This window comes from Rhizobium mongolense USDA 1844, from assembly GCF_000419765.1.
In the GTDB taxonomy this organism is placed as follows: Bacteria; Pseudomonadota; Alphaproteobacteria; order Rhizobiales; family Rhizobiaceae; genus Rhizobium; species Rhizobium mongolense.
On sequence record NZ_ATTQ01000011.1, the window covers coordinates 1 to 24,911 of the forward strand.

A 24,911-nucleotide genomic window follows, 5' to 3' on the forward strand; every position below is an offset into this window, starting at 1 on the left:
ATCGCCGTGCACAGATTGGTCTTGCGCGACAGGCAGGACGGGCATTGACGGCATTCCGGCGTATAGAGCGGAATGACGTGGTCGCCCTTCTTGACCGAGGTGACGCCCGGGCCGACATCGACGACGATGCCGGCACCCTCATGGCCGAGGATTGCCGGAAACAGGCCCTCCGGATCGGCGCCTGACAGCGTGAAATCGTCCGTGTGGCAGATGCCGGTCGCCTTGACCTCGACCAGAACCTCGCCGGCCCGCGGGCCTTCCAGCTGCACGGTCATGACTTCCAGCGGTTGTCCAGCCTGAACGGCAACGGCGGCGCGGGTTTTCATCTTTTATCCCTTTCTAACGCTCATTCCCTCATCGAATTGGCTGCCGCGCGCGGCATGTCATCCACCCACACAGGAGGCCTCGTGGTCTTTCGCCGCTTGAGGCTTGTCTGCCTTCTTAGCTGGACGACCGCGTGGCGCGTCGCCGAGGCCCGTGCCGCTGTTAAAAATCCAGCGGCGGCCGGCGGCAGAAATACATATTTTCGGAGTGTGCGCATCTGAAGTCCTCCCGATGTTGGTGTTCACCCGGGGCTCATCGGGAGACCACAAGGCCGACCCAAGCGCTCAACTTGTTGTCTATGATGGGACGTTCGCTTCCGTCAGCGTGTCACGGTTCGCCAGGTGGGCAGGAGGCACCATTGTTGCCCGTCCTCGTACCTACGGGACTCTGCCGCTCCCATTCGGCAAAGCCTTGAAGCCGGAAACCAAGCAAATACGATAAGCCTTTCAAATCACGTAAGCAATAATAAATAAATTGCTCGGTACAGGGCAAAGAATAGATGCGGTAGTTTTCCGGATCCACCTCAGCGAAGGTTGCGGTATTTACCGTCCTACGAGCCGCGGAATTCGTCGGCTGATAGTTGCCATCATAGCTTCGCTTGCTGCCCACCTGCCCTACAGTTCGCGATCGTGAACCACGGCTATGCATGCAAGCGGGGCGCGCGCTGTTCTCGCAGGATGCGCAGACAAAGTCTGCAACCACGGAACCAAGGCGCGCTCAGGTGGTTGCAGCTGGCCGCTGGTACAGACAGTGCATGCGTGGGCCGCCCCGCCGTGACTGCAGTCGGCACCACTCTCGGTGATCGCCGAATACGTCAAATCCCAGCGGGAAGCGGCCCAGGGCCGCTCTCGCCTTCCTCCCCGGCCTGAACGCCGGGGGTATCCCGCGAGGTTCACCCGGACGAGGTTTCCGGACGGATGAGAGCTAAACTGGCGGGGACGCAGAGTCAGCCGGCGTCCGGAAACCTCGTCCGGAAATCCGAAACCAGATCGTCCAGCGCCTGGACGTGGCGGGCCTGGCGCGGGATGTCGACATCGAAGATGCCTCGCACACGGGCTGGCCGCGGTGACAGCACGATGACACGATCTGCCAACAGAAGCGCTTCCCGAAGATTATGCGTCACCATCAGGGCAGTGGTGGGCCTCGCCGACCACACCGTCATCAGCAGACGCCGCAATTTGTCAGCCGTCCGTTCGTCGAGCGAGGCGAAAGGCTCGTCCAGCAAAAGGATCGCAGGTTCTGTGGCAAAGGCACGCGCGAGGGCAGCGCGACGCGCAAGGCCGAGCGAAAGTTCTGAAGGATAGAGCGACCGCATCGAGGACAAGCCCAGAATGTCGAACAGCCCGTCCAAGTCCATGTCCCGCGTGCCTTGAGACAGCGCAAGGCGGACATTCTGCTCGACGGTTCGCCAAGGCAAAAGCACGGGCTCCTGGAATACCGCGGCCATGCGATTGGAGCCGCCCTTGGGCAACTGATAGCTGCCGTAAAACGCCTGATCGAGCCCCAGCAGAATGCGCAAGGTCGTGGTTTTACCGCAGCCGGACGGCCCGAACAAACAGGCAAATTCCCCCTGCCGCACCTCGAATGAAAGTCCGCGCAGGGCATCGATGGTCACGCCCTCAGCCGACCGGAACGTCTTCTCGGCAATGTCGACCTTAAGCGGGGCGGCGGCGCCAGCGTGTTGCATGTCGTTCAAATGGCTGCACCAGGAGGAGTTCGATCAATAGCATAATGGCAACGAAAGCCAGCGAATAGGCAAGGATGGCGGCGACATCGAATATCTGGAAGTGAAGATAAATCTGGAAGCCCACCCCATTTGAACGGCCTAGCAACTCGACAACGAGCACGATCTTCCAGATCAGCGCAATACCGGATCGCGATGCGGCCGCAAAATAAGGCTGCAGCTGCGGCATTAGAATATGGCGGATCCTGTCGAGCGGGCTGAGGCGATAGACTTTTGCCATTTCGGCGTAACGCGGATCGAGCGCCCGCGCGCCCTCGCGCATGGTGACGACGACATTGGGTATCTTGTTGATCGCCACTGCGCTGATCGCCGCCGCTTCCGTCAGGCCGAACCAGATGTAGGCGAGAACGATGACGACCAGTGCCGGGAGATTGAGAAAAAGAACAAGCCACGGATTGAAGAAAGAATCCGCTCGCCGGTGCACGCCGAGCAAGACGCCGATGACCGATCCGACAAGCATCGCAATAACATAGGCGGCGGCGACCCGGGACAGCGTCACGGCCAGATGATAGGCGAGATCGCCGCTTGCCGCCTCCTTGACCAGCACACGCCAGACGTCGATCGGCGGCGGAAACCCCCGGCTCGGCCAGATTCCCGCCACGAGGTTCCAGAGCAGGCATAGTCCGAGAAGGGATGCGAAAGCCGTTGCCGCCGGCAGAAGACCACGGGAAATGGCAGTCACTCGTCGGCCTTCAACAGCCGCTTTTTCCCGTCCGCGTCCTGCTGTCATGTCTTTAAGGCCCAGAACGTTCCCGGAGCCATCTGGCGCGCCTCACCGACAAGCTTCTCCCCACCCAGTTCGGCCAGGATACCGTATAGCTTGGCGGCATCCTTCTCCTCCTCTGCGAGCGGCCTGTTCGGAATGCCTTCGCGGTAGCGATCGCGAAGCAGCTCGAGTTCCCTGCCTTCGGCTCGCACGATCGGCGCCAGCCGCTGCCATTCTGCATCGGACTGTGCCAGGAGCTTCTTGGCCGCACCGCTTGCCCGCAGGAAGTTCATGGCGACGTCCGGGTTTTCGTTTGCCCATTTGTCATGGAAAACATAGCCGAGCGCCGAAACCGGCCCCGATGCCCCGAGCGCCTTGGCGGCATCGTCGGCACCCACGAGGCGGCGGAAACCATTTGCCTCCAGCCGGGCACAGAAATGCCAGAAATTCAGCACAGCATCGAGTTCGCCGGAAACGGCCTTTTCCGACAGGAGGGGCGGTGCGCCGAAAACGATCTCGCTTTCTCTGGTCAGGTCCATCTTGTGATCACGACGGGCCAGGCCCTGGATCAGGAGCCAGCTCTTGTCGAGCGACCCACCGGTCACGCCAATTTTCTTTCCGGCAAGATCAGGAATGGCACGAATGGGCGCATCCTCCTTGACCATGATGGCGCCAACCGCGGTCGAGTAAGGTGCGAGCGTCAGATCCGCACCCTGCGAACGCTGGCGCGACACCCACAGCCAATCGGAAACGATGATATCGAGATCGCCCGCCAACATGGCGACATTGCTGGCGTCTTCCCCCGCGAAGTAGACGATCTCCACGTCGATCCCGTTGGCCGCGTCAAACTTGTGATGCTTGATGGTGTCGAGTTCCCAATTCACTGTCCCGAACTTCAAGATGCCGACCCGGATCTTCGGCGCGGACGGTTTGGCCAATGCATGGAAGCTCAGGAGACTTGTCGCAGCCAGAACGGCTGCTCCGCAAAGCGCGCGCCTCGATATGTTCATGATGCCACCTCCCGGCCAAATGCTTGCAGCGCCGTCATATTTCCCGGCTCCTGCTGGGGAAGACGCATGTCCAACGGATGAACTTCTGTGACGGATGGCTTCCCGACCACTTTGCGATCGGTCGGGACGAGATCGACGAGGTTCAATTGAGCACCTTTCACTGCACGAACGCGCGCAAAACTTGACCGACATGCTTTGCATGCCGTCCGGTTGCCGGCTTTCACAAGGTGCCCGATGGAGAGCCGACCTAAAGGATACGCGTGCCACAAAGAAGCGTCAATCATTCCGCGAGGAACCGCACCAGTCTGTTCGTTGAATGTGCGGCCCATGTTGACATGCCTCCGACATGATCGCCGCCCCGCAGTTCGCGAGATAGAGGCATGGCCACTGGCTGTTCGATGAAGCCGATGCGGCTTATGCACGGGCAAAAATAGCCGACGCCGAGATTCTGGAGGAATCAACCGATCGCCGCTACGGCAGCCGGGAATTCATCTGCTGCGATCGGGAAGGCAATGTCTGGTGCTTCGGCACTTACTGGCCGAACTGACGAACCCGGCTGTTGATGGTCCAGAGCAAAATCGCCGCAAACAGCGCAACATCGCGCTGAAAAACGATGATCTGATGCGCGGCGGCCTCTTTATTCAACGGGGCAAGCCGCGCCGGTTTCCACCCAGGCCTTGATAAGCTCGCCGAACTCGGCCTGCGTGCCCGGCACGGGCTCGCGGCCCTCGCCTGGCTTCCAGCCCCATCCGACGAGGCCGTCATGGGCCATGTGCTCGGCGATCTCATTCAGGTCCTTGCCGCCGTTGCGGTCCGGGTCCTTCAACTGCTGACAGATTTCGCCGAGAGATTTTCCGACCCAGGCCATTTCGATCGGCGCCAGATGCCAGGCCGCATTGCCGGGTATGCTCCGCAACGTCGGCGACTGCCCGACGACGGTTGCGTTTTCGGCGCCGTGACAGGTGTTGCACATCATGCCGGGAACACCCATACCACCCTCGCCGCGCGTGACCGGCGGCTCATGCGGCTGCATGCTCATCCTCTGCAGCGGCCGGTCCGTCGCCGGGTGGCAGTTGAGACAGCGTGGATGCTCGATGACCTTGCCCGCTTCCTCGAACAAAGCCACCGATCGCGCCTTCGCATCAGCAATCGATAAGAAGGAGGCAGCAGGCTTCAAGGATGTCCTGTCCACGCCCGAGGCCCCTTGCGCGAGTGCCATGAAGGATGCCGGCAGGGCGGCCAGGAGCGAAATGCTGCCCGCAATGCAAGCGAGAGCCAATCTGCTTTTCACCGTGACCTCCCTCAGCTCGTCGAAGCACTGACGATCGGCAGGCTCCGCACCGGGTTGCCGGTCAGGCGCCGCCAGGCATTGGCCACGGCTGGACCGACAGGCGGAACGCCCGGCTCTCCGACGCCCGTCGGAGCTGCAGCGGACGTGATCACCGAAACCTCCACATCCGGCATCTCGTTGATCCTGATCGAGCGATAGTCGTGGAAGTTCGACTGCACGATGGCCCCGCCCTTTCCAAGCGTCACAGCGTCAAAGAGGACGGCCCCGAGACCGTAGCCGATGCCGCCCTCCATCTGTGCCTTGACGACATTGGGATTGATTGCAACACCGCAATCGACCGCACACCAGACCTTGTGCACACGCGGAGCGCCGTCGCTGCCGACCGAGATCTCGGCGACCTGGCCCACATAGGTTCCGAAGCTCTTGACGACGGCAACGCCCCGCTGCCGCCCTGCTGCAGGCTTCGCGCCCCAATTGGCGATCTCGGCCGCCCTCCTCAAGACCCCCGCATAGCGCGGATCTTCCGTCAATAGCGCGAGGCGTCCTTCGACCGGATCCTTGCCGACCTTCTGGAGAAGCTCATCGAGGAACGTCTCAACCGCAAAGCCTGTATGGGTATGGCCGACCGATCGCCACCAGAGCGGCGGCACGGCGAGCTTCACGTTATGCGACATCACCCGCAGGTTTGCGACGTTGTAGGGGAGATTGGACGCACCCTCGACGGACGTCTCGTCGAGGTCGGCCTTGCCCATGATCGACTGGCCGACGATCGTCTGATCCCAGGCCACAATCTGGCCGTTCTTGTCGATCGCACCGCGCATCCTGTGGAGATACATCGGCCGGTAATAACCGCCGCGGATATCATCCTCGCGCGTCCACATATGCTTGACTGGACGAGATTGGTCGGTTGCCGCAAAGACGGCGGCCGCCTCCTGCATATAGGGCGAGCCGAACTGGGCCCGGCGCCCGAAACTGCCCCCCGTGATCTGGGTATTGATCCTGACCTTGGAGGGATCGAGACCGACGGCCTTTGCGGCCACCGTCTTGTCCATGCCGGGAAATTGCGCCCCGGTGTAGACGTCGAGGCTGCCGTCCGGTGCCTTTATGAACACCGCGTCAAGCGGCTCCATCGGCGCGTGGGCAAGGAACGGGAAGACGACCTCCGCCGCCAGCGTCTCAAGGCCTTCGCCGGCAAAGGCCCTGTCGACGTCGCCCTTGCTGGCGGCGCTCAAGCCATTCTCTTTGGCCGTATTGGCGTAATCGGCGGCAAGCTCCTCGCTTGAACGCGTCTCGGCGTCGGAAAGGTCCCAGTCGACCTTCAGCCGCGAGCGCCCTTTGAGGGCTGCATAGGTGTGTTCGGCATAAACGGCCACGCCCTGAGTCATCTGTTTCACGTCGATGACGCCCGTCACCTTGCGCGCCTGGCTGTCGTCAAAGGACTTGACGGTCGCGCCGAAGTGGTCGGGATGGGCAACGACGGCGACCAGAAGGTTGTCAGGAACGACGTCCAGCGTAAAGATCGCCACGCCGTTGGTCTTGGAAACAGTGTCGAGCTTCGGCAGTTCCTGGCCGATCAGCACGAATTTCTCCGGATCCTTGAGGCTCACCTCCGCCGGTGGCGCTATCGCGGCAGCCTTCGAGGCAAACGCCCCGAAGCCGCTCTCCTTGCCCGTGGCCGAATGGCGGATGCGGCCCTTTTGGACGATGATTTCACCTGCCGGAACCTTCCATTCATCCGCCGCCGCCGCAACCAGCATGGCGCGCGCCGTGGCGCCTGCCTTGCGGAACTGCTCGTAGGAATTGGCGATCGACGACGAGCCGCCGGTACCCTGCACTCCGAAAGCAAGATTTGCGTATACCTTGTCATCGGCGGGTGAATGCACCGCGCGCATCTGCCCCCAATCAGCATCGAGTTCTTCAGCGACCAACGTCGCAAGGCCGGTAAACGGCCCCTGGCCGAATTCGATATGCTTGGAGAGGACCGTCACCGTATCGTCGTTGCCGATCTTCACGAAGGTGTTGAGCATCGCAAGACCATCATCGCCGCCGGCCTGAACGCCCGTTACCGCCGCATGGGCAGGCATTCTCGACGTTAGGGCAAAACCGATAACGAGGCCGCTGCCGGCAAGAAACGCCCGGCGGGTCGTGGAAATATGCTGGAGAGTCATGGCTCAACCCTCCATCGCTGCGGCGGCATTGTGGATTGCCTGACGGATACGGTGATAGGTGGCGCATCGACAGATATTGCCGGCCATCGCACCGTCGATATCCTCGTCGGTCGGCTTGGGAATGTTCTGCAGAAGTGAGACAGCCGACATGATCTGGCCGGATTGACAGTATCCGCATTGCGGGACATCGATGGCAACCCAGGCCGCCCTTACGACCTCGGCCTCCTTGCCCTCCACGCCTTCGATGGTGAAGATTTCCGAGCCCTCGGCAGCCGAGATCGGCGTAATGCAGGAACGGCGCGTAAAGCCGTCCATGTGAACGGTGCACGCCCCGCATTGCGCCACGCCGCAGCCGTATTTCGTTCCGGTGAGTTTCTCGAAATCGCGGATGAACCAGAGCAGCGGCATGTCCGGATCACCGTCGAAAGTCTTCGTCTGTCCGTTGAGCGTGAAAGTAACCATGGCCAAGCCTCCCGGTTTGCTGGATCCGGAAGGGCTCCAGCGAGCATCGCAGCATCTTCACGGTGCCCAAATTACGGCAGAGTCTGCCTGTTGGCCATGGACGCACCGGTAACACCTCCGTTACCCGGAGGCGGCTCCGTTTAAGAAAACCGAGCATTAGGCAGCCAGCGCGCGAGCTTTCAACCAAAGAAACAAGGGAAATTTGCTCCAGCGGCTCATGTGGCCCCGCCCTTCTGTCAGGTCCGCAGTCGGCTCTCGAAGAGAGCTAATCGCAAAGCCTGTTGATTCCAGACCACTGACATAAGCCTCTAGCGGCTGCGCCACCGGTAGAACACCAAACAGAAGCCCAGCATTTGAGCACCGGCCTTTCCGCGCACCAATTGAAATGCTCTCCAACCATTTGACTACAACGCCAATGCTGAAATCACGCGGTCGCCGTCAGTTCTTCTACTCGCTTGAGGTTGAGAACCGCCTTGATCGGCAGATGGTCGGAGGCGACGCGGGCAAGCGGTGTATCATGCGCCTCGACATTGGTCAGCACACCCTTGCGGTTCGACATGATGCGATCGAGCGCCAAGATCGGCAGGCGCGCCGGAAAGCTTGCGACGGCCGGGGGCTGGGCCTCAAAAGCGGATTGAAGCGTGTTGAGCGACGAACGGTCGCCGAGCCGCCATTCGTTGAGGTCGCCAAGCAGAATGGTCGTCGCTTCGCTTCGATCGGCCATCAGCTCGACCAGCATCTGCGCCTGGCGCGCCCGCGAGTGGCGCAGAAGCCCGAAATGGGCCGCGATGATGCGGAGCTCTCCGCCATTTTCCAGTTCGAGTTCCGCAACAAGCGCCCCGCGCGGTTCAAGGCCCGGCAATTTAATCTGGTGCACGTCGCGCACCAGCCCTTTCTTGAAGAGCACGACATTGCCGTGCCAGCCGTGTGCCTTCGACATGCCCGAAACCGGAACCGGAACAAGCCCCGTCTCGCGCTCCAGGCGCGTCAGATCAAGAATCCCGGTTCGCTCCCCGAAGCGCGTATCGGCCTCCTGCAGGGCGATCACGTCAGCGCCGATTTCGTGGATAACCCGGCTCGTCCGCTCGGGATCGCAGCGCCTGTCGCCGCCGACGCATTTATGGACGTTGTATGAAGCAATCAGCGTGCCTTCGGCCCGTGGCTTTGCCGCAGCCAGCACGGCCTCCAGCCGTTTTTTCCGGTTGCGGATCGAGGCGAGAATGCTGGCGGGAAGGCTGTCTTTCCTGGCATGCATCGAAGTCAACACGCGCTCCGTTGATCGAAAACGGCTCCGGTTCGGAGTATAGGCCCACGAGTAAAACTTGCCATGCTTCTATCCAAGAAAATCAAAGATAAGGCGAACCCAGCCACAGGATCTTTTCAACAAGCCGCACCGCGAAAGGCCGCGACCGCAGGCTCTCCAATGTCACCGGCGCTGCAGATTTCAGCATCTCGTCGATATGCTCGTCGATCTCCGCCGCAAACCCCTCGTTCAGAACTTCGAGATCCACCTCGAAATTCAGCCTGAGCGAACGCGGATCAAGATTGGACGAACCGACATAAGTCCAGACGCCATCGACCGTCAGCAGCTTCGAGTGGCTGAAGCTGCCGGTCGAACGCCAGATGCGGCAGTAATTCTTGAGGATTTGGTCGAACTGTGCCGTCATCGCCCGGTCGACGAGGACAAGGTTGTTGACGGCCGGGACGATGATATCGACCTCGACGCCACGCCGTGCGGCTGTCGTCAACGCGCTAATCAGCTCGCGATCCGGCAGAAAATAGGGCGACATGACGCGGATCGATTGCCGCGCAACGGAAAAGGCACCCATCAGCATCTTGTGATTGGTCTCGACGCTGCGGTCCGGTCCGGAGGCGACGACGCGCATGAGGACCGGATCGCCGGGCTGGCGTTTAGGCGCTTCGATCCGCCACGCCTCTGCGTTCAGAACCTCGCCTGTCGTGAAGCGCCAGTCCTCGGCTGCGACATCAAAGAGATCGGCAACGACCGAACCCGTTACGGAGAAATGGGTATCGCGGGCAAAATCATCGCCCGTCATTGCCTGGCTGAAGCCCTGGCGTATATTCATGCCGCCCGTCAGTGCCACACGCCCGTCGATGATGATGATTTTCCGGTGCGTGCGGAGATTTGCATATGGCAACCGCAGGCCCATGATGACATTGCCGTTGAAGACTGAAACCGTCACCCCGCCGTCGGCGAGATATCCAAGGATACTGGGCACCGAGTATCGAGCACCGACGGCATCGATCAGCACGCGCACCTCGACGCCGCGTTGTGTCGCCGCAATCAGCGCATCGGCGATGCGCAGGCCGGTCTTGTCGCGATCGAAAATATAAGTCTCAAGCAGAACGCTCCGCTCAGCCCCGTCGATTGCGGCCTTCATGGCTGCGTAGGCATCATCGCCCGTTTCCAGCATGTCGATCGAATTGCCGGTCGTCAGCGGATAGCGGGCGACGCGATCGCCGAGCGTCTGCAAAGCTGCAAAGCGCCGCCCGTAATTGCTGATGATCGTCTCCGGCTCCGCATCGAAACTTGCAAGCTCATCAAGGTCGGCTGGCGGCAGCAAGGCATCGCGGCGCAGGCTCAGGGATTTGCGGCGAATGCGGTTGATCCCGGCGATCGCGTAAAGTACCGCGCCGATAATCGGAGACAGGATGATGACGCCGACCCAGCCAATTGCGGCGCGTACCTCTTCCTTCGTCATGGCCGCATGGATTGCCGCAGCGGTCCCCATGCCGAGGGATATGACGAAAAGGATATGCGGCCAATAGGTCGATATGAGATAAAACATTGGAGGAAGATATAGCTTGAAAACGGCGGCGTTCAATTCGCCACCGTTCCCTCAAAATGCGAAAATTTCCGCGCTGCTATTTTACCAGCCGAGGATCGATCGCAAACACCAAAGAACGGGCTGCAAGCTTGCCATCACCCGGCTGAACAGCGTTGCGGCCCAGGCGATTAAAGATTGCCGCACCGTCGAAAGCCGGCACGGCGAGCGGGGTGTCGGCCAGGTTCGCACGAAGCTCCAGCGTGCTGGTACCGAAGGTCCAGTCGATTGCCAGCGCGCCATCGACGCTTTCCAATGCCGTGCTTGCGACGCGTTCCGGCTTCTTCAACAACGGCACGACATAGCTGTGCCGCAGGCCGATGAGCTCGCGTACATAGGTCTTCCAGCGTATGCCTTCGTCACTGTCGAACCGCTGCCATTGAAGCTTTGAATGCGCGAAGGTCGAGACTGCGTTCGGATCCGGCAAATCGTCCGGCGTCTTGCCTTCCTTCAGACCGCCGAAACCTTCCGCTTCCGCCGCCCGCCCTTTGCGGACAAGCTCGCCAAGCTCGCCGGCGTAGTCGCTGAAGAAGTGGAACGGCTGCGTCTCGCCATATTCGTCCCCCATGAAGAGGAACGGCACCTGCGGCGAGAGAACCAAGATCGCGGCCAGCATCTCGACCATGTCGGGATCTGCAAGGCTGACCAAGCGCTCGCCGAAGGCACGGTTGCCAACTTGGTCGTGGTTCTGGAGAAAGTTGATGAAGGCCTGCGGCGGGAGATAAACCCGCTCACCCTTCGGCACTTCAGGCGGATTGCCACGGTCTGGAAACACAAAGCCGTGCTGCATCGCGAGCTTCGTCTTTTCCCAGAGATCGGATGCAAAGGGCCGATAGTGGCCGTCGGTTTCGCCGGTCGCGATGATGTGAGCGACGTGATGGAAGTCATCGTTCCATTCCGCTGTAAAGGTCTTGACCCTTCCGCCGCCGTCCCGCTCGAGCAGGCTCACGAGATTGCGCTGATCCTCGACGACAAGATGCACCGCGCGATCGGCAAAGGCGTTGCCGACTTCCACCGACAGCTGCTCGAGGATGTGCTGCTTCGACGTATCGCAAATCTGCTCCACCGCATCGAGCCGGAGGCCATCGAGCCGGAATTCACCGATCCAATAGAGCGCATTTTCGATGAAGTAGCGGCGTACCGGCTCCTGTCCGAAATCGATCGCCGCACCCCACGGCGTATTGCGATCGAAGCGGAAGAACTCGGGCGCATACCCGTGCAGGTAGTTTCCATCCGGGCCGAAATGGTTATAGACAACATCGAGCAGCACCATGAGGCCGTGGCCATGTGCTGCGTCGATGAATGCCTTGAAGTCGTCCGGCGTTCCGTATGCTGAATGCGGCGCATAGTGCAGGACGCCGTCATAGCCCCATCCGCGCGTGCCTGAAAATTGCGCGACGGGCATGACTTCGATTGCCGTAAAGCCCATCTCGGCCAGACGGCCGAGTCTTTCGGCGGCCGCGTTGAAGGTGCCCTCCCCCGTGAAGGCGCCTATATGGATTTCGCTGATCACCGCCTCTTCCCAGGGCCTTCCCTTCCAGGCGCCATTCACCCACTGATAGGAAGGCTCCACGATCAGCGACGGACCGTGCACATCGCCGGCCTGCTCCCGGGAAGCAGGATCGGGCACGGCACTGCCATCTCCAAGAACGAAGGCATATGCGTCGCCCACCTTCGCTTCTGCAACCGTCAGCTCAAACCAGCCGTCGGCGGACCGGTTCATAAGCCTGTCTTTGCCGCAAGAACGGAGTGTCATTTCCTTTTGCCCCGGCGCCCAGATGCGAAAGTCGACGCAGTTCGCCCCGATCCTAGGACCCCAGCTCTTTTGGCCTTGCGCGGCAGAGCCTGCTTTCGAAGCCTGATGCATAAATCGCCCCTGACTGACCTGGGTGTTTTCAACTCCTCTTCAAAGTCATGAAGGGCGCCACTTGTTCCCAGGCTGGAACAAACACCGCGTGGATCGGTTGCAGATGAAGACGAAAGAAGGAAGCTTCCATGACCATCGTGCCCAAATTCGGTCCGGCCTTCACACTTGAGAATGCAGAGGCCAAAGGTCTCGATCAATTAAAACGGCAGGCCGAACATTGCACGCGTTGTGACCTTTATAAGAACGCCACCCAGCTCGTCTTCGGCGAAGGCCCGCCCACGGCCGAGATCGTGCTGGTTGGCGAGCAGCCCGGGGACAGGGAAGATCTGGCGGGCAAGCCCTTTGTCGGCCCCGCTGGACGCCTGCTCGATCAGTGTCTGAAAGAGGCGGGCCTCGAGCGCTCCCACTGCTACGTCACCAATGCCGTCAAGCACTTCAAATTCGAGATGCGCGGCAAGCGCCGTATGCATTCCAAGCCAAATGCCGGAGAGATCCAGAGCTGCGCGTGGTGGCTCGGTGGCGAGCTCGATATTCTCCAGCCGAAACTCGTCGTTGCGCTGGGTGCTACAGCACTGTATTCGCTGCTCGGCCCTAAAGTGAAGGTCACCGCCGAGCGGGGCCATGTTCTTCAGCCGGCAAACCATCCTCCGGTTCTGGTGACCATTCATCCTTCTTACCTTCTGCGCATTCGCGACGAGGAAGATGCCCGCGCGAACCGCGAGCATTTCGTGCAGGATCTGGCGAAGGCCGTAGCATTTCAGGTCCGTTGACCGGCTTATTATGCTGCAGCGCAAATAATTTTTTGCATCGTGTCAAAATTCTTCTTGAATATCCCCGATTCCTCTGGAACCATCGCGCCAGTCTAGCGTTTGACTGCGGGATGATGTGACTGGAGATCAGCGATGACAGAAACTCGGGAAGAGTGGATTAAAAAACGTGCATACGCCCTCTGGGAAGAAGAGGGACATCCTACCGGACGAGATTCCATGCATTGGGAGCAGGCAAAGAAAGAGCGTGAAAAGCTCGAAAGTTCTGCTGCGTCGAAGGACGGCAAGGAAGTCAAGACCAGGGGCAAACGCACCGCACCCCCCGGAACGAAAAGCAACGGCGCTGCAAAGCCGGCTCCGAAGCGTGCCGTCAGCCGCAAGTCTGCCTGAACGCATTCGATATTTGAGTTTCAAGATGCGGACGCTGCGCCAGCTGCGCCCGCAGCTGTTGTCATATGACTGAATTACTTGCGCTTTAGGGTGTTTGCAAAGCGTGGAACGTGCGGGATAGATCGGCCAAATGACCCTAAAGCGGTGTCCGCTTCAAAAAAGGCTGCAAAACGGCCAGCAATGGCGGAACCAATTTTTTCGTCGGCTGTTAGTGGCGAAATGGGAGGCTTGCCATGAATAGGGGTTACTTCGACACCATTCTCGTTTCGCTTATCGTGGCGGGTTGCTACATTTTGATCGCACCGTTGTGAGGGCGGAGATGCTGATTTTATCACTCGCCGCGTTTCTCTACCTCGTCCTTGCGCTCGGTCTCGTCGTCGCAATCGACAACATGGTTGGCCTTGTCTTCCGCGAAACCCGCTCGCAGTCCGGCCGCCTGTTTAACTTCGGCAAGGCATTGTCCGGTTTCCAACGGCTTTCTCGCAAATAGCACAGGCGAAAGTCCGGATCAGTAGCCTTGCTTCCTCAACGTTAAGGTTATTTCTAAAATCCTCTTTCCGAACGCTCCAAGGCCTCTATTTTGCCTTTCGCAGATGGCCTGAATTCCCGAGCGAATTCGCCTCGTTGCGGTCCGATCATGAAGGCGGTTTGAATGACCCGGCGCGAAGACGGCGTTTGGCCGAAGGGTGGCGGAAATATTGGCGAAATATTGCGCAATGCCGACTTCAGCGTTTCAGGCCTTGGGCCTGTGAAGGGCTGGCCTGTTTGTCTCAGGTATATTGTCGAAGTTGTATTGAATTCGCGCCAGCCGAAATTCGTCGCCTGGGGGCCCGACCTTGCCTTCATCTACAACGACGCCTACGTGCCGATTTTCCCGGATCGTCATCCAGGCGCGCTGGGCAAACCCTTCACGGAAGTCTGGAGCGATATCTGGCCGCAATTCGAACCGATCGTCCACGCCACGCTCAAAGGCGAATCTCATATCTTCGAGGAATTGCTCATTCCGATGCGGCGGGACGGACGCACGGAGGACACCTGGTTCACCTTTTCCTATACGCCACTTCGCGACGAAACAGGCGCAATTGGTGGTCTGCTTTGTGCGACCATGGAAGTTTCGGCGCAGGTCATCGCCAAGCGGCGCGAACGTCACGCGCTTGACGAGCTGCGGTTGAAATCCGACGCACTTTCGATCGTCAATGCAGCCGGTGCTGCCATCACGGCCGAACTCAATATCGACCGTTTGACACAGATTGCCGTTGATGCCGGCGTGGCGCTGACGGGAGCGGAATTTGGCGCGTTCTTTTACAACGTCGATGACGGAGAAGGCGGAAGCTACATGCTCTACGCGCTTTCGGGCGTCGAGCGGAAGAACTTCGAAAAATTTCCGATGCCGCGCAATACAAAGGTCTTCGCGCCGACCTTCAACGGCGAAGGTGTCGTGCGTTCCGACGATATCCTGCTTGACCCCCGTTACGGGCACAACGCTCCTTATGCCGGCATGCCAAACGGCCATCTGCCGGTACGAAGTTATCTCGCAGTGCCGGTAAAATCCCGCAGCGGGGCAGTCATCGGCGGCCTCTTTTTCGGCCACGCGCAGCCCGGCCGCTTCACCGGTGCGGCGGAGGCGAGTCTTGTCAGCCTGGCCGGTCAGGCGGCTGTCGCAATCGACAATGCCCGTCTGCTGCACGCTGCCGACATGGAGATCGCCCGGCGCAGCAGCATCGAAAGCCAACTGCGCAGGCTCAACGAAACGTTGGAACTGCGCGTTGCCAATGAGATCGCCGAGCGCCAACAGGCCGAAGCTGCCCTGCAGCAATCACAGAAAATGGAGTCGATTGGCAAGCTCACGGGCGGTGTCGCCCATGATTTCAACAATCTGCTGCAGGTCATCTCGGGCAATCTCCAACTCCTGGGTAAGGACGTCCCGAACGATGGTCGCGCCAAGGAGCGGATTTCAAACGCGCTTGCCGCCGTGGAACGGGGCTCACGGCTGGCAAACCATTTGCTCGCCTTCGGCCGCCGTCAGGCGCTGGAGCCGAAGGTCATCAATATGGGCCGTCTCGTGACCGGCATGGATGATATGCTTCGCCGCGCGCTGGGCGAGGAGGTCGAAATCGAGACAATGGTTTCCGGTGGCCTCTGGAATACCTTTGCCGATCCGGTCCAGATTGAAAATGTGGTTCTCAACCTCACCATCAATTCGCGGGACGCGATGGAAGGGTCCGGCAAGCTGACGATCGAGGTTGGTAATGCATTTCTCGACGATTCCTATTGCCGGATCCATCCGGAAGTGACCGCTGGTCAGTATGTCGTGCTCGCCGTTACCGATAGCGGGTGCGGGATGCCGCCGGAGGTCATGGTGCAGGCCTTCGAGCCCTTCTTCACTACCAAGCCCGAAGGCAGGGGCACTGGCCTCGGGCTTTCGATGGTCTACGGCTTCGTCAAGCAATCGGGCGGGCATGTGAAGATCTACAGCGAGGTTGGAGAAGGAACGACGATCAAGCTCTATCTGCCTCGCTCGTTCCAGACCGAGGACCGCGTGGCCAGCAACGAGGCACCACCATCGGTCGGCGGCACGGAAACCATCCTCGTCGCGGAGGACGACGAGGGCGTGCGGGCCACTGTCGTCGAGATGCTGACCGATCTCGGCTATTACGTGTTGAAGGCCCGCGATGCGCAGAGCGCACTTACCGTCATCGAAAGCGGTGCGCATATCGATATGCTATTTACGGACGTCGTCATGCCAGGTCCGTTGAAGAGCCCCGAGCTCGTGCGCATGGCGCGCCAACGCCTTCCGAACATCGCAGTTCTCTATACCTCCGGCTATACGGAAAACTCGATCGTCCATGACGGCCGCCTCGATCCCGGCCTCGAACTTCTCTCCAAGCCCTATACACGGGAGGCGCTTGCGCGGAAGATCCGCCTGGTGCTTGACCACAATGCCCGCCGCCTCCATGCCACGGCCGGACCGGCCGACATCCCCGGTCCCACACCGCCGGAGATCATGCATGCCAAACTCAAGCTGTTGCTGGTGGAGGACGATGCATTCATCCGCATGGACACGACAGAAGTACTTCACGAGCTGGGTTATGAGGTGATCGATGTCGAAAGCGGGGAACAGGGTGTCGAGATCCTGGTGCATACAAAGATCGATATCATCGTCGTCGATGTCGGCTTGCCGGGCATGTCTGGCCCCGCCTTCGCTGCCAAGGCAAGAGAAGTACTGCCATCCGTTGGGTTGGTATTTGCCACAGGAAATAGCCAGCTTCCGGACGCCAGTCGTTTGTCCGGCTCGGTCCTACTGTCGAAACCCTTCAGCAGCAGAGCCCTCGACCTGGCGGTGAAGACCGCGGCTCAGCAAAGGCCGATCGCTTAGCTGCACCAAGCACGCTCCTCCTACGTCAAAATCCCAGGCATGACTCCGGAACTTTTGCAGGGCCTCGCGGTTCAATCTCTTTGCAAACAAGAGGAGGCAAAATATGCCAAGAGGTGACAAATCGACGTATACGGACAAGCAGAAACGCAAGGCAGAGCACATCGAGGAAGGCTACGAGGGACGTGGCGTTTCCGAGAACGAGGCAGAGCGCCGGGCCTGGGCTACCGTCAACAAGGAAAGCGGCGGCGGCAATAAGTCCGGTTCGGGTCGCGGAAAGCAAGACACGCACGAAGCCGCTGAAAAAGGCGGCCGCAAAGGCGGCGCGGCATCGGCATCCCGCTCCGCAGCCGAGCGTTCGGCGTCCGCCAAGAAAGCTGCCGCGACGCGCAAGCGCCACGAACATCAAGCCCATCACTGATCTTTGGAATGGCGCGCCGCCAAAGTGCGCCGTTCCTGATCGAGGAGGTTGCGATGACCAAGGCGAAAAGGAAATGGTCGCAAGAGCTGACCGAGCACAGCGACGCCATGGACCTCAAGGAAAGCGTTTTCAAATCCGACGATCCGAAGAAGATCGCCGCTTCGATCAAACACTTCGCGGTGGCGAGCCGCCGCCGAAAATCGAGCCCCTTTCGCTCGGCCATGTCGATGCTGAGCTTCAATATCAACCGCGCCGGCGACCAGTTGACGAAGAAGAAAAAGAACACATTTGAACAAGCAAAGGAAGAACTGCGGAAAGATCTCGGTCGCAAAACCAAGCGTTGAGGGAATGGATGGCATACGAGCTTTATTACTGGGATGGCATCCAGGGACGGGGGGAATTCGTCCGCCTGTCGCTGGAGGAGGCGGGCGCCGAGTATGTCGACGTCGCGCGCGAATCCGGCACCGGCCGGGGAATTAGCGCAATGATGAGCCTCATGCGGAGCGGCTCAGAACCGCATATCCCGTTTGCGCCTCCCTTTTTGAAAGACGGCGACCTCATCATCCCGCACGTCGCCAATATCCTGCTTTATCTCGGGCCGAAGCTTGGTCTGGCGCCTACGGAGGACGGCTTGCGCTACGTGTTGAACGGCTTGCAACTCACGATTACCGATTTCGTCGCTGAGGTGCATGACACGCACCATCCGATCGCCACCTCGCTCTACTACGAAGATCAGAAGGACGAGGCAAAGGCGCGCTCGGCCGAATTTATCAAGGAGCGCATCCCGAAATTCCTCAGTTATTTCGAACGCGTGCTGCAGCAGAACCCGCAAGGCCCGCAACATATCCTCGGCGATGCGCTTACCTATGTCGACCTCTCGCTCTTTCAGATCATTGAGGGCCTGAACTATGCCTTCCCCAAGGGCATGGCAGGTTATCAGGCGAAATACCCGGCGCTATCGGCCCTGCATGATGCAGTGGCCAGGCGCCCGAACATCGCCGCCTACCTGAAATCGGCGCGGCGCATCGCTTTCAACGAGGATGGCATCTTCCGGCACTATCCGGAACTCGACAGGGCGGCTTAAGGAGACGGTCATGGCGCGGCAGACTTTCTGGAAAGGCTATCTCAAGCTGTCGCTCGTCACGGCGTCAGTCTCGCTGACGCCGGCCACGACCGAGAGCAACAAGGTCCGCTTCCATGTTCTCAATCGAAAGACCAGCAACCGGGTCGAAAGCCGCTATGTCGACAGCGTCACCCATAAGGCCGTGTCCGGTAAGGAACAGGTCAAGGGTTATCCGAAGGGCGAGGACGATTACGTCATTCTCGAAGACGACGAGATCGAGGAGGTCGGGCTCGAAAGCACCCGCACCATCGACATCGACACTTTCGTGCCGCGCGGCTCGATCGACTGGATCTGGTACGACAAGCCGCATTTTCTGGCGCCGGAGGACAAGGTCGGTATAGAGGCCTTCTGCGTCATTCGCGAAGCGATGAGGGCAAACAACGTGGTCGGCATCGCAAGGCTGGTGCTTTATCGCCGTGAAAGGGCGGTGCTTCTCGAGCCCCAAGGCAAGGGCATCATTCTCTGGACGTTGCATTACGGCAACGAGGTCCGAGAGCCGGTCGCACACCTCGATATCGACACCAAAGTCGACAACAAGGTGCTCGCCATGATGAAGCGCCTTGTCAAGGAAGAGACGAAAGAGTGGAATGTCTCAATGGTGCAGGATCCGATTCAGAAGCGGCTGAAGACAATGATCCGCAACAAGACGAAGAGCCTCAAGCAGGCTGCGCCCGCAAAGAAACGGCCCCCTATCAAATCGACCGGCAATGTCATCAACATCATGGACGCCCTGAAGAAGAGCTTGGCCGCCGAAGGCGAAAAGCCGAGGTCGCCGAGATCTCACTGAGGTGCGGCCATTTCCGGCCCCAAATCGTCGTAAACGGAACGGCGCGCCCGCCATTCTGCACTAATCTGTTCGAAGCAGCCGGCATGGGAGGAGCCATGCTCGGTTGGTCACATTTTCAACGGAGGAGATGAAAATGAGCAAGAACCGAGGCGTCGTCTATTTGCGGCCCGGCAAGGTCGAGGTCCGCGACATCGACGATCCGAAACTCGAAGCGCCGGATGGCCGCCGCATCGAGCATGGCGTCATCCTGAAGGTAATCTCCACCAATATCTGCGGCTCCGACCAGCATATGGTCCGCGGCCGCACGACAGCCATGCCCGGTCTCGTTCTCGGCCACGAAATTACCGGTGAGATCATCGAAAAGGGCGTCGATGTCGAAATGCTGAGCGTCGGCGATATCGTTTCCGTGCCCTTCAACGTTGCCTGCGGCCGCTGCCGCTGCTGCAAAGCCCAGGACACAGGCGTCTGCCTGACGGTCAACCCTTCGCGCGCTGGCGGGGCTTATGGCTATGTCGACATGGGCGGGTGGATCGGCGGCCAAGCCCGCTACGTCATGATCCCGTACGCCGATTTCAATCTGCTGAAACTTCCCGATCGCGACAAGGCAATGGCGAAGATCCGCGATCTTACCATGCTTTCCGATATCCTTCCGACGGGCTTCCACGGCGCAGTGCGCGCCGGCGTCGGCGTCGGCTCGACGGTCTATGTCGCAGGCGCCGGTCCGGTCGGCATGGCAGCTGCCGCTTCTGCGCGCATCCTCGGCGCGGCCGTCGTCATGATCGGCGATTTCAACAAGGATCGTTTGGCCCATGCCGCAAAGGTTGGCTTCGAACCGATCGACCTTTCCAAGAGCGACCGCCTCGGCGACATGATCGCTCAGGTCGTCGGCACCAATGAGGTGGACAGCGCCATCGACGCCGTCGGCTTCGAAGCCCGCGGTCATTCGGGCGGCGAGCAGCCGGCAATCGTGCTCAACCAGATGATGGAGATCACCCGTGCAGCCGGTTCGATCGGCATTCCGGGCCTCTATGTCACCGAAGATCCAGGCGCCGTCGACAATGCCGCAAAGCACGGCAACCTCTCGCTCCGTTTCGGCCTCGGCTGGGCAAAGGCCCAATCCTTCCACACCGGCCAGACGCCTGTCCTGAAATACAATCGTCAGCTGATGCAGGCGATCCTCCACGACCGCCTACCGATTGCCGACATCGTCAATGCCAAGGTGATCTCACTGGAGGATGCTGCGCAAGGCTATGAGAGCTTCGACCAGGGAGCCGCCACCAAATTCGTGCTCGACCCGCACGGCGAAGTTGCAAAGGCAGCCTAGTTGCTGGAACCAACGCATTGTCAGTCTCTCCCACGGGAGAGGCTGACGGCGGGCCACTGCCAGGGGCTAACGCTTCTTCTTTTTCTCAAGCGGCTTTGCTGCCGCAAAGAACCCGTCCCACGGGTCTTTCGGCAACGCATCGAGCCGCGGCGGCGCGTTGTCGATGGTGAAATAGGCCGGGCCGATGTCGGCGGTGAGTTCGGTCCATTCCAGCGGCATCGAGACGGCCGCTCCCGGCCGGGCACGCGTCGAATAGGCGGCGACTGCGGTGTTGCCGCGGCCATTGCGCAGATAGTCGATGAATATCTTGCCTGTGCGTTCGGCTTTCGTCGCCTTTGCGATGTAGCGGTCCGGGCTTTCTGCGGCCATGGTGTCCGCCAGCCGTTTTGCAAAGGCCTTCACCTCCGCCCAACCTGCTTTTGGCTTCAGTGGCGTGACGACATGGAGCCCCTTGCCGCCGGAGGTCTTGACGAAGCCGGCAAGTCCTTCGGCCTCCAGGCGCTCTTTGATCTCGCGGGCGGCAGCGATGACATTATCCCACGCAACCTCGCCGCCCGGATCGAGGTCCATGGTTATCATGTCCGGTTTCTCCCAATTGTCCGTCGTCGCGCCCCAGGGGTGAATTTCGAGCACAGCCGATTGCACGAGGGCTACCAAACCATCGAAATCGGCAATGCGCAGCAACTTTTCTCCGCCCCTGTCCTTCGGATCCGTGATCTCATCGATATTCTTGTTCATGCCCTTCCAGGCGCGTTTCTGGAAGAAACGCTGATGTCCTTCAATGCCGTCTGGCAGACGCAGCAGAGCCAAAGGACGATTGACCACGTAAGGCTCCATGAAGCGCCAGACCTGCGCGTAATAATTGGCAAGTCCTTCCTTGGTAACGCCTTCATCCGGCCAGTAAATGCGATCCGGATGGGTCAGCGTCACGTGCGATTTCGGCAGGCTTTTTGCGGTCGTCTTTTCCATCTCGCGCACCACGTCCTTCGCCAGTTTGTCCTCGCGCAAACCGCGGAAAGCGGCGTGCCGCAGGTTACCATCGGCGGACCACGCGCGAAATTCCACCTCCGCGACAAGCTCCGGCTTCACATAAGTAAGCCCGCGCCGTTCCTCCGACGTCAGCTTACCGTCAAAACGACTCCCCTTCTCTTCGATTTTGGAAAGCCGCTCATAGAGATCCTGGGCCACCATGGCTGTGTAGCCGGTGCCGACACGTCCGACATGCTTCAGCTTGCCATTATCATAGTAACCCATCGCCAACGAGCCGATCGCATTCTTCATGGAGGTCGATGGCACATAACCACCGATGACAAGCTCCTGCCGGTGCGAGCACTTGGCCTTGATCCAATCGCCATTGCGGCCGGACGTATAGGGGCTGTCGCACTGCTTGGAGATGACGCCCTCCAGGCTCAGCCTGCAGGCGTGATCGAAAACCAGGCCGCCGTTCTGGTGGAAATGCTCGCTGAAACGCAGCTTGTAGTTTCCGCCAAGCAGCGTTTGTTCAAGCAGACTTTTGCGCTCCATCAAACGCGCGGCACGCAGATCACGGCCGTCAAGATACATCAGATCAAAAGCGTAGAAGATGAAGCGATCATCGCGTCGCTCACTCAGGTCCTGCTGAAGCGCGGAAAAATCGGAAGCGCCGGTATCTCGCTCTACCGCCACCTCCCCGTCGATAATCGCCGATTGGATTGGCAATGCCATGAAGGCGTCGACGATGTCGCTGCCGAACTTTTCCGTCCAATCGAGCCCCGTGCGGGTCAGCATCTTCACCTTTCCCTTTTCGATCCGGACCTGCAGCCGATAACCATCGAATTTGATCTCATGGATCCAGCCGTCGCCGGCCGGCGGCCTGGCCTTCAGCTTCGCAAGTAACGGCTCCACAAAATCGGGCATCGCCGCTTTCTTGGCGCCTTGAGGCCAATCATGGACTTGCGGTTCAACCTTCTTTGTCCTTGCCGTGACAGTCTTGTCGCCACCCTTCGGTTTGGAATTCCAGGTATCGGTCGGATTCTTAGCGACCTCTTCAATCCGCCGCCCGGTCTTTGCCGATTCCGGCCGTTGTTCCAAAATGTCTTTGCCGTCGTGGCGCGCCGAGGCGTCGTCTCCCTTGATCAGCAACCAGTTCTCATGCCCTTCACCCGGGCGCCCGTGCATTCGCACCAGATGCCAGCGTCCTTTTAGCTTTTCGCCATCAAGCTCGAATTCGATATGGCCCTTTCGATAGGCCATCTTTGCATCGCCGAGCGGCGTCCAGGTGCCACGATCCCAGATGATCACAGTACCGCCGCCATACTGCCCCTTCGGGATGATGCCTTCGAAATCGCCGTAGGAAAGGGGGTGATCCTCTACGTGGACTGCGAGACGCTTGTCCTCCGGATTGAGGCTTGGTCCCCGGGTCACGGCCCAGCTTTTCAAGACGCCGTCCATCTCCAGCCGGAAGTCATAGTGCAGGCGCGTGGCATCGTGCTTTTGAATGACAAAACTGTTCCTCCGACTGCGGCCTTTGGCGCCGCGCGGTTCAGGGGTGATCCTGAAATTGCGTTTTGCCTGATAAGTCTCGAGCGCCATGGTCAGCCAGCTTTCTTGCGGCGGCTATCGGAGGCAGGGCGCTGCGCCGTGCCTTTCGCAGGCGCTTTCTTTTCACTCAACTCGGCACTCTGGCGCAGCGCCTCCATCAGATCGACAACCTTGCCCTCCGGCTTCGGCTTCCTCTTCGGCAGTGCCCTTCCCTCGACCTTGGCCTTCACCAATTCCGTCAGCGCCGCCTCGTAGCGATCCTCGTATTCGCTCGGCTCGAACACGCCCTTCTTCGTACCGATGATATGACCGGCAAGCTCGAGCATCTCCTTGTCGAATTTGATGTCTGGAATGTCCTTGAAGACCGGATCGGCAGAACGAACCTCGTAGTCGAAGTTCAACATCGTCGCGATGACGTAGTCCTCACGCGGGCGGATCAGCAGGGTTCGGTTGCGCCGGAAGAGCACGGCCTCGGCAAGCGCTGCCACCTTGTTTTCACGCATGCTCCTCGCAATCAGGCGCAGCGCCTCTTCGTCATTCTCATCGACAGGTGCAAGATAGTAAGGACGGTCAAAATAGAGCTTGTCGATTTCATTGAGAGCAATGAAGCTCTGGACGTCCATGACCTTGTCGCTCTCGGGCATGACATTGGCAATCTCGTCGCCTTCGATGACGATGTATTCGCCATTGTCGATCCGGTAACCCTTGACCTGATCCTCGCGCTCCACAGGCTTGCCGGTCTCGCTGTCCACGAACTGACGCTCGACGCGATGGCCAGTCTTCCGGTTGATGATATTGAAGGAGAGCCGGTCCGATGCGGAAATTGCAGTATAAAGCCCGACGGCGCAGACAAGGTCGCCGATCTTCAGATGCCCCTTCCAGCTTGCCCGCGCTGCCATCCCCCGTCTCCTGCGTATCGATCAGAGCCTGCTTCCGCTCTTGTCCGTTTCCAGCGGCACAAATCGCCAGCCGCCGTCCGGAGCCGGAAAAGCCAGCGTAGCGTCGCCGTCGCCGATCTTCTGGCGGGACGCTGCGCGTTTGGCGTGATTGATCGCTTCTTCGACGGTCGCATAGGTTTCGGAAATCGTGCCGCCGAGCTTGTATGCCCAGCCTTCGTCATGCGGCACAATCTGATAGGTAATGTCGACCATAATCCTGTCCTCTCTTCAGTCGTCATCGCGTGGCGCTGCTTTGCGGCGCTCATCCAAGGCGATGATCTTTTCGACGGATGCGATATCGTCGCTGGTAACGGGCCGCACGGGGTCCGCGGCGATCGCTTCGAGCACTTCGTCTGAAAGCGCGCCGTTGCGGATTGCCCATTCCAATGTTTCACGCGTTTCCCGCTCTGCCTTCAGCTGCGCATAGAGCGCCACGATCAGCCGGTCGCGTGGATCGAACCCGCTCTTCGGCGCCATGTTCCGGATGTTCGGCATGCAGGTGGCCCTTCAGATTTCTCCTGATCAAAGCTTTTCAACTGATTACAGCCCGAAAAGTTCCGATATTTCAGCACCAAAGCGCGACAGGGCCATGCTTGGCTGCGGATCACCTGTCCTTGAAAGGGCAGGTGCCATAAGCAAAGTTCATGATGAAGCCGACTTTTTCGGCGAAAAGTCACATGACGCAGAATGCTCGCAAACGAATGGAGGCGGGATGCGGTTTGTTACCTAGCTCGGCTTCTGACTTGAGTCCCTGCCCATCCTTCGGACTCTGATGACACAACAACCGGTTCCTGAGCGGCACTGAGGCTGAAGAGCTGCAGTCCAGGACCTGGAAGTCGTCGAGGCGCCG

The 24,911-nt window shown here is 59.7% G+C and carries 25 protein-coding genes and 1 pseudogene; 11 read left to right on the forward strand and 15 right to left on the reverse strand.

The window, feature by feature from the left end; translation table 11 throughout:
- From A3C3_RS38875 to A3C3_RS45395, 5 genes are all read right to left on the reverse strand, one after another.
- The coding region (locus A3C3_RS38875; protein ID WP_033419750.1) for an alcohol dehydrogenase catalytic domain-containing protein at positions 1-326 on the reverse strand (326 nt) is incomplete at its 3' end.
- Positions 327-1,270: 944 nt separating this feature from the next.
- The gene (locus A3C3_RS0121200) at positions 1,271-2,011 is read right to left on the reverse strand and encodes an ABC transporter ATP-binding protein (protein ID WP_022716593.1); all 741 of its coding nucleotides are present in this window, start codon (positions 2,009-2,011) and stop codon (positions 1,271-1,273) included.
- Positions 1,980-2,798: an ABC transporter permease gene (locus tag A3C3_RS0121205; RefSeq protein ID WP_084796995.1), complete on the reverse strand. Its 819-nt coding sequence runs from the start codon at positions 2,796-2,798 to the stop codon at positions 1,980-1,982. The genes A3C3_RS0121200 and A3C3_RS0121205 overlap by 32 nt, the downstream gene beginning before the upstream one ends.
- Complete coding sequence (locus A3C3_RS0121210) at positions 2,795-3,784, reverse strand: ABC transporter substrate-binding protein (RefSeq protein ID WP_022716595.1); 990 nt, start codon at positions 3,782-3,784, stop codon at positions 2,795-2,797. Before A3C3_RS0121210 ends, A3C3_RS0121205 begins: the two co-directional genes overlap by 4 nt.
- Positions 3,781-4,113: a hypothetical protein gene (locus tag A3C3_RS45395; RefSeq protein WP_145611582.1), complete on the reverse strand. Its 333-nt coding sequence runs from the start codon at positions 4,111-4,113 to the stop codon at positions 3,781-3,783. The genes A3C3_RS0121210 and A3C3_RS45395 overlap by 4 nt, the downstream gene beginning before the upstream one ends.
- 68 nt (positions 4,114-4,181) lie before the next feature.
- Between A3C3_RS45395 and A3C3_RS47165 the strand changes: the two are divergent.
- Positions 4,182-4,331: pseudogene (locus A3C3_RS47165) on the forward strand (VOC family protein); the annotation flags it as partial.
- A gap of 90 nt (positions 4,332-4,421) precedes the next feature.
- On the opposite strand, the gene A3C3_RS0121225 reads toward A3C3_RS47165, so the two are convergent.
- The 6 genes from A3C3_RS0121225 to treZ form a co-directional block, all read right to left on the reverse strand.
- Positions 4,422-5,075 carry a hypothetical protein gene (locus tag A3C3_RS0121225; RefSeq protein ID WP_028739861.1) on the reverse strand — a complete coding sequence of 218 codons (654 nt, stop codon included), beginning with the start codon at positions 5,073-5,075 and terminating at the stop codon, positions 4,422-4,424.
- An 11-nt stretch (positions 5,076-5,086) separates the two neighbouring features.
- Entirely contained in the window at positions 5,087-7,243 is a 2,157-nt protein-coding gene (locus A3C3_RS0121230; protein ID WP_022716599.1) for a xanthine dehydrogenase family protein molybdopterin-binding subunit, read from the reverse strand.
- A gap of 3 nt (positions 7,244-7,246) precedes the next feature.
- The gene (locus A3C3_RS0121235; RefSeq protein ID WP_022716600.1) at positions 7,247-7,705 is read right to left on the reverse strand and encodes a (2Fe-2S)-binding protein; all 459 of its coding nucleotides are present in this window, start codon (positions 7,703-7,705) and stop codon (positions 7,247-7,249) included.
- 424 nt (positions 7,706-8,129) lie between these two features.
- Positions 8,130-8,960: an endonuclease/exonuclease/phosphatase family protein gene (locus A3C3_RS0121240; RefSeq protein WP_022716601.1), complete on the reverse strand. Its 831-nt coding sequence runs from the start codon at positions 8,958-8,960 to the stop codon at positions 8,130-8,132.
- Between the two features lie 91 nt (positions 8,961-9,051).
- Positions 9,052-10,515, reverse strand: a complete 1,464-nt coding sequence (locus A3C3_RS0121245; protein WP_028739862.1) for a phospholipase D-like domain-containing protein — start codon at positions 10,513-10,515, stop codon at positions 9,052-9,054.
- Between the two features lie 76 nt (positions 10,516-10,591).
- Positions 10,592-12,418 carry a malto-oligosyltrehalose trehalohydrolase gene (gene treZ, locus A3C3_RS0121250; RefSeq protein WP_022716603.1) on the reverse strand — a complete coding sequence of 609 codons (1,827 nt, stop codon included), beginning with the start codon at positions 12,416-12,418 and terminating at the stop codon, positions 10,592-10,594.
- Between the two features lie 128 nt (positions 12,419-12,546).
- Here treZ and A3C3_RS0121255 point away from each other — a divergent pair, with 128 nt between their 5' ends.
- The 9 genes from A3C3_RS0121255 to fdhA all read left to right on the forward strand — a co-directional run bounded on the left by A3C3_RS0121255 (position 12,547) and on the right by fdhA (position 20,603).
- On the forward strand, positions 12,547-13,188 hold the full coding sequence (locus A3C3_RS0121255) for a UdgX family uracil-DNA binding protein (protein WP_022716604.1): 642 nt from the start codon (positions 12,547-12,549) through the stop codon (positions 13,186-13,188).
- Between the two features lie 132 nt (positions 13,189-13,320).
- Positions 13,321-13,575, forward strand: coding sequence for a DUF2934 domain-containing protein (locus A3C3_RS0121260; RefSeq protein WP_028739863.1), 255 nt, complete (start codon positions 13,321-13,323; stop codon positions 13,573-13,575).
- A gap of 319 nt (positions 13,576-13,894) precedes the next feature.
- The gene (locus A3C3_RS46175; protein ID WP_022716605.1) at positions 13,895-14,065 is read left to right on the forward strand and encodes a hypothetical protein; all 171 of its coding nucleotides are present in this window, start codon (positions 13,895-13,897) and stop codon (positions 14,063-14,065) included.
- Positions 14,066-14,227: 162 nt separating this feature from the next.
- Positions 14,228-16,951, forward strand: coding sequence for a hybrid sensor histidine kinase/response regulator (locus tag A3C3_RS0121270; protein ID WP_022716606.1), 2,724 nt, complete (start codon positions 14,228-14,230; stop codon positions 16,949-16,951).
- A 103-nt stretch (positions 16,952-17,054) separates the two neighbouring features.
- Positions 17,055-17,369: a hypothetical protein gene (locus A3C3_RS0121275; protein ID WP_022716607.1), complete on the forward strand. Its 315-nt coding sequence runs from the start codon at positions 17,055-17,057 to the stop codon at positions 17,367-17,369.
- Between the two features lie 53 nt (positions 17,370-17,422).
- Positions 17,423-17,713 (forward strand): DUF3175 domain-containing protein, encoded by a 291-nt coding sequence (locus A3C3_RS0121280; RefSeq protein WP_028739864.1) that lies wholly within the window; start codon positions 17,423-17,425, stop codon positions 17,711-17,713.
- 8 nt (positions 17,714-17,721) lie between these two features.
- The gene (locus A3C3_RS0121285; RefSeq protein WP_022716609.1) at positions 17,722-18,453 is read left to right on the forward strand and encodes a glutathione S-transferase; all 732 of its coding nucleotides are present in this window, start codon (positions 17,722-17,724) and stop codon (positions 18,451-18,453) included.
- A 10-nt stretch (positions 18,454-18,463) separates the two neighbouring features.
- Positions 18,464-19,279, forward strand: a complete 816-nt coding sequence (gene ku / locus A3C3_RS0121290) for a non-homologous end joining protein Ku (RefSeq protein ID WP_022716610.1) — start codon at positions 18,464-18,466, stop codon at positions 19,277-19,279.
- Between the two features lie 133 nt (positions 19,280-19,412).
- Entirely contained in the window at positions 19,413-20,603 is a 1,191-nt protein-coding gene (fdhA, locus tag A3C3_RS0121295) for a formaldehyde dehydrogenase, glutathione-independent (protein ID WP_022716611.1), read from the forward strand.
- Between the two features lie 66 nt (positions 20,604-20,669).
- Here the strand turns inward: fdhA and ligD are convergent, their stop codons facing one another.
- Genes ligD through A3C3_RS0121315 form a run of 4 tightly spaced genes read right to left on the reverse strand, consistent with a single transcriptional unit; the run spans position 20,670 to position 24,556 of the window.
- On the reverse strand, positions 20,670-23,174 hold the full coding sequence (gene ligD, locus A3C3_RS0121300; protein WP_022716612.1) for a DNA ligase D: 2,505 nt from the start codon (positions 23,172-23,174) through the stop codon (positions 20,670-20,672).
- 2 nt (positions 23,175-23,176) lie between these two features.
- Positions 23,177-24,022, reverse strand: a complete 846-nt coding sequence (ku, locus tag A3C3_RS0121305; protein WP_022716613.1) for a non-homologous end joining protein Ku — start codon at positions 24,020-24,022, stop codon at positions 23,177-23,179.
- A 21-nt stretch (positions 24,023-24,043) separates the two neighbouring features.
- On the reverse strand, positions 24,044-24,274 hold the full coding sequence (locus tag A3C3_RS0121310; protein ID WP_022716614.1) for a DUF2188 domain-containing protein: 231 nt from the start codon (positions 24,272-24,274) through the stop codon (positions 24,044-24,046).
- 15 nt (positions 24,275-24,289) lie between these two features.
- Positions 24,290-24,556, reverse strand: coding sequence for a hypothetical protein (locus tag A3C3_RS0121315; protein WP_022716615.1), 267 nt, complete (start codon positions 24,554-24,556; stop codon positions 24,290-24,292).
- Between A3C3_RS0121315 and A3C3_RS45400 the strand changes: the two genes are divergently transcribed.
- Positions 24,555-24,791, forward strand: coding sequence for a hypothetical protein (locus tag A3C3_RS45400; RefSeq protein WP_145611580.1), 237 nt, complete (start codon positions 24,555-24,557; stop codon positions 24,789-24,791). The two genes, A3C3_RS0121315 and A3C3_RS45400, sit on opposite strands and share 2 nt — an antisense overlap.
- The last annotated feature ends 120 nt before the right edge of the window (positions 24,792-24,911 follow it).

Coding starts and splice junctions, on each gene's coding strand:
- ku (WP_022716610.1), top strand. CDS start 18,464: ATGGCGCGGCAGACTTTCTGGAAAGGCTATCTCAAGCTGTCGCTCGTC.
- A3C3_RS45395 (WP_145611582.1), bottom strand. CDS start 4,113: ATGGGCCGCACATTCAACGAACAGACTGGTGCGGTTCCTCGCGGAATG.
- A3C3_RS45400 (WP_145611580.1), top strand. CDS start 24,555: ATGCAGGTGGCCCTTCAGATTTCTCCTGATCAAAGCTTTTCAACTGAT.
- ku (WP_022716613.1), bottom strand. CDS start 24,022: ATGGCAGCGCGGGCAAGCTGGAAGGGGCATCTGAAGATCGGCGACCTT.
- fdhA (WP_022716611.1), top strand. CDS start 19,413: ATGAGCAAGAACCGAGGCGTCGTCTATTTGCGGCCCGGCAAGGTCGAG.
- A3C3_RS0121245 (WP_028739862.1), bottom strand. CDS start 10,515: ATGTTTTATCTCATATCGACCTATTGGCCGCATATCCTTTTCGTCATA.
- A3C3_RS0121240 (WP_022716601.1), bottom strand. CDS start 8,960: ATGCATGCCAGGAAAGACAGCCTTCCCGCCAGCATTCTCGCCTCGATC.
- A3C3_RS0121235 (WP_022716600.1), bottom strand. CDS start 7,705: ATGGTTACTTTCACGCTCAACGGACAGACGAAGACTTTCGACGGTGAT.
- A3C3_RS0121210 (WP_022716595.1), bottom strand. CDS start 3,784: ATGAACATATCGAGGCGCGCGCTTTGCGGAGCAGCCGTTCTGGCTGCG.
- A3C3_RS0121270 (WP_022716606.1), top strand. CDS start 14,228: ATGACCCGGCGCGAAGACGGCGTTTGGCCGAAGGGTGGCGGAAATATT.
- A3C3_RS0121205 (WP_084796995.1), bottom strand. CDS start 2,798: ATGACAGCAGGACGCGGACGGGAAAAAGCGGCTGTTGAAGGCCGACGA.
- A3C3_RS0121315 (WP_022716615.1), bottom strand. CDS start 24,556: ATGCCGAACATCCGGAACATGGCGCCGAAGAGCGGGTTCGATCCACGC.
- ligD (WP_022716612.1), bottom strand. CDS start 23,174: ATGGCGCTCGAGACTTATCAGGCAAAACGCAATTTCAGGATCACCCCT.
- A3C3_RS0121260 (WP_028739863.1), top strand. CDS start 13,321: ATGACAGAAACTCGGGAAGAGTGGATTAAAAAACGTGCATACGCCCTC.
- treZ (WP_022716603.1), bottom strand. CDS start 12,418: ATGCATCAGGCTTCGAAAGCAGGCTCTGCCGCGCAAGGCCAAAAGAGC.
- A3C3_RS0121275 (WP_022716607.1), top strand. CDS start 17,055: ATGCCAAGAGGTGACAAATCGACGTATACGGACAAGCAGAAACGCAAG.
- A3C3_RS0121200 (WP_022716593.1), bottom strand. CDS start 2,011: ATGCAACACGCTGGCGCCGCCGCCCCGCTTAAGGTCGACATTGCCGAG.
- A3C3_RS0121255 (WP_022716604.1), top strand. CDS start 12,547: ATGACCATCGTGCCCAAATTCGGTCCGGCCTTCACACTTGAGAATGCA.
- A3C3_RS0121310 (WP_022716614.1), bottom strand. CDS start 24,274: ATGGTCGACATTACCTATCAGATTGTGCCGCATGACGAAGGCTGGGCA.
- A3C3_RS46175 (WP_022716605.1), top strand. CDS start 13,895: ATGCTGATTTTATCACTCGCCGCGTTTCTCTACCTCGTCCTTGCGCTC.
- A3C3_RS0121280 (WP_028739864.1), top strand. CDS start 17,423: ATGACCAAGGCGAAAAGGAAATGGTCGCAAGAGCTGACCGAGCACAGC.
- A3C3_RS0121230 (WP_022716599.1), bottom strand. CDS start 7,243: ATGACTCTCCAGCATATTTCCACGACCCGCCGGGCGTTTCTTGCCGGC.
- A3C3_RS0121285 (WP_022716609.1), top strand. CDS start 17,722: ATGGCATACGAGCTTTATTACTGGGATGGCATCCAGGGACGGGGGGAA.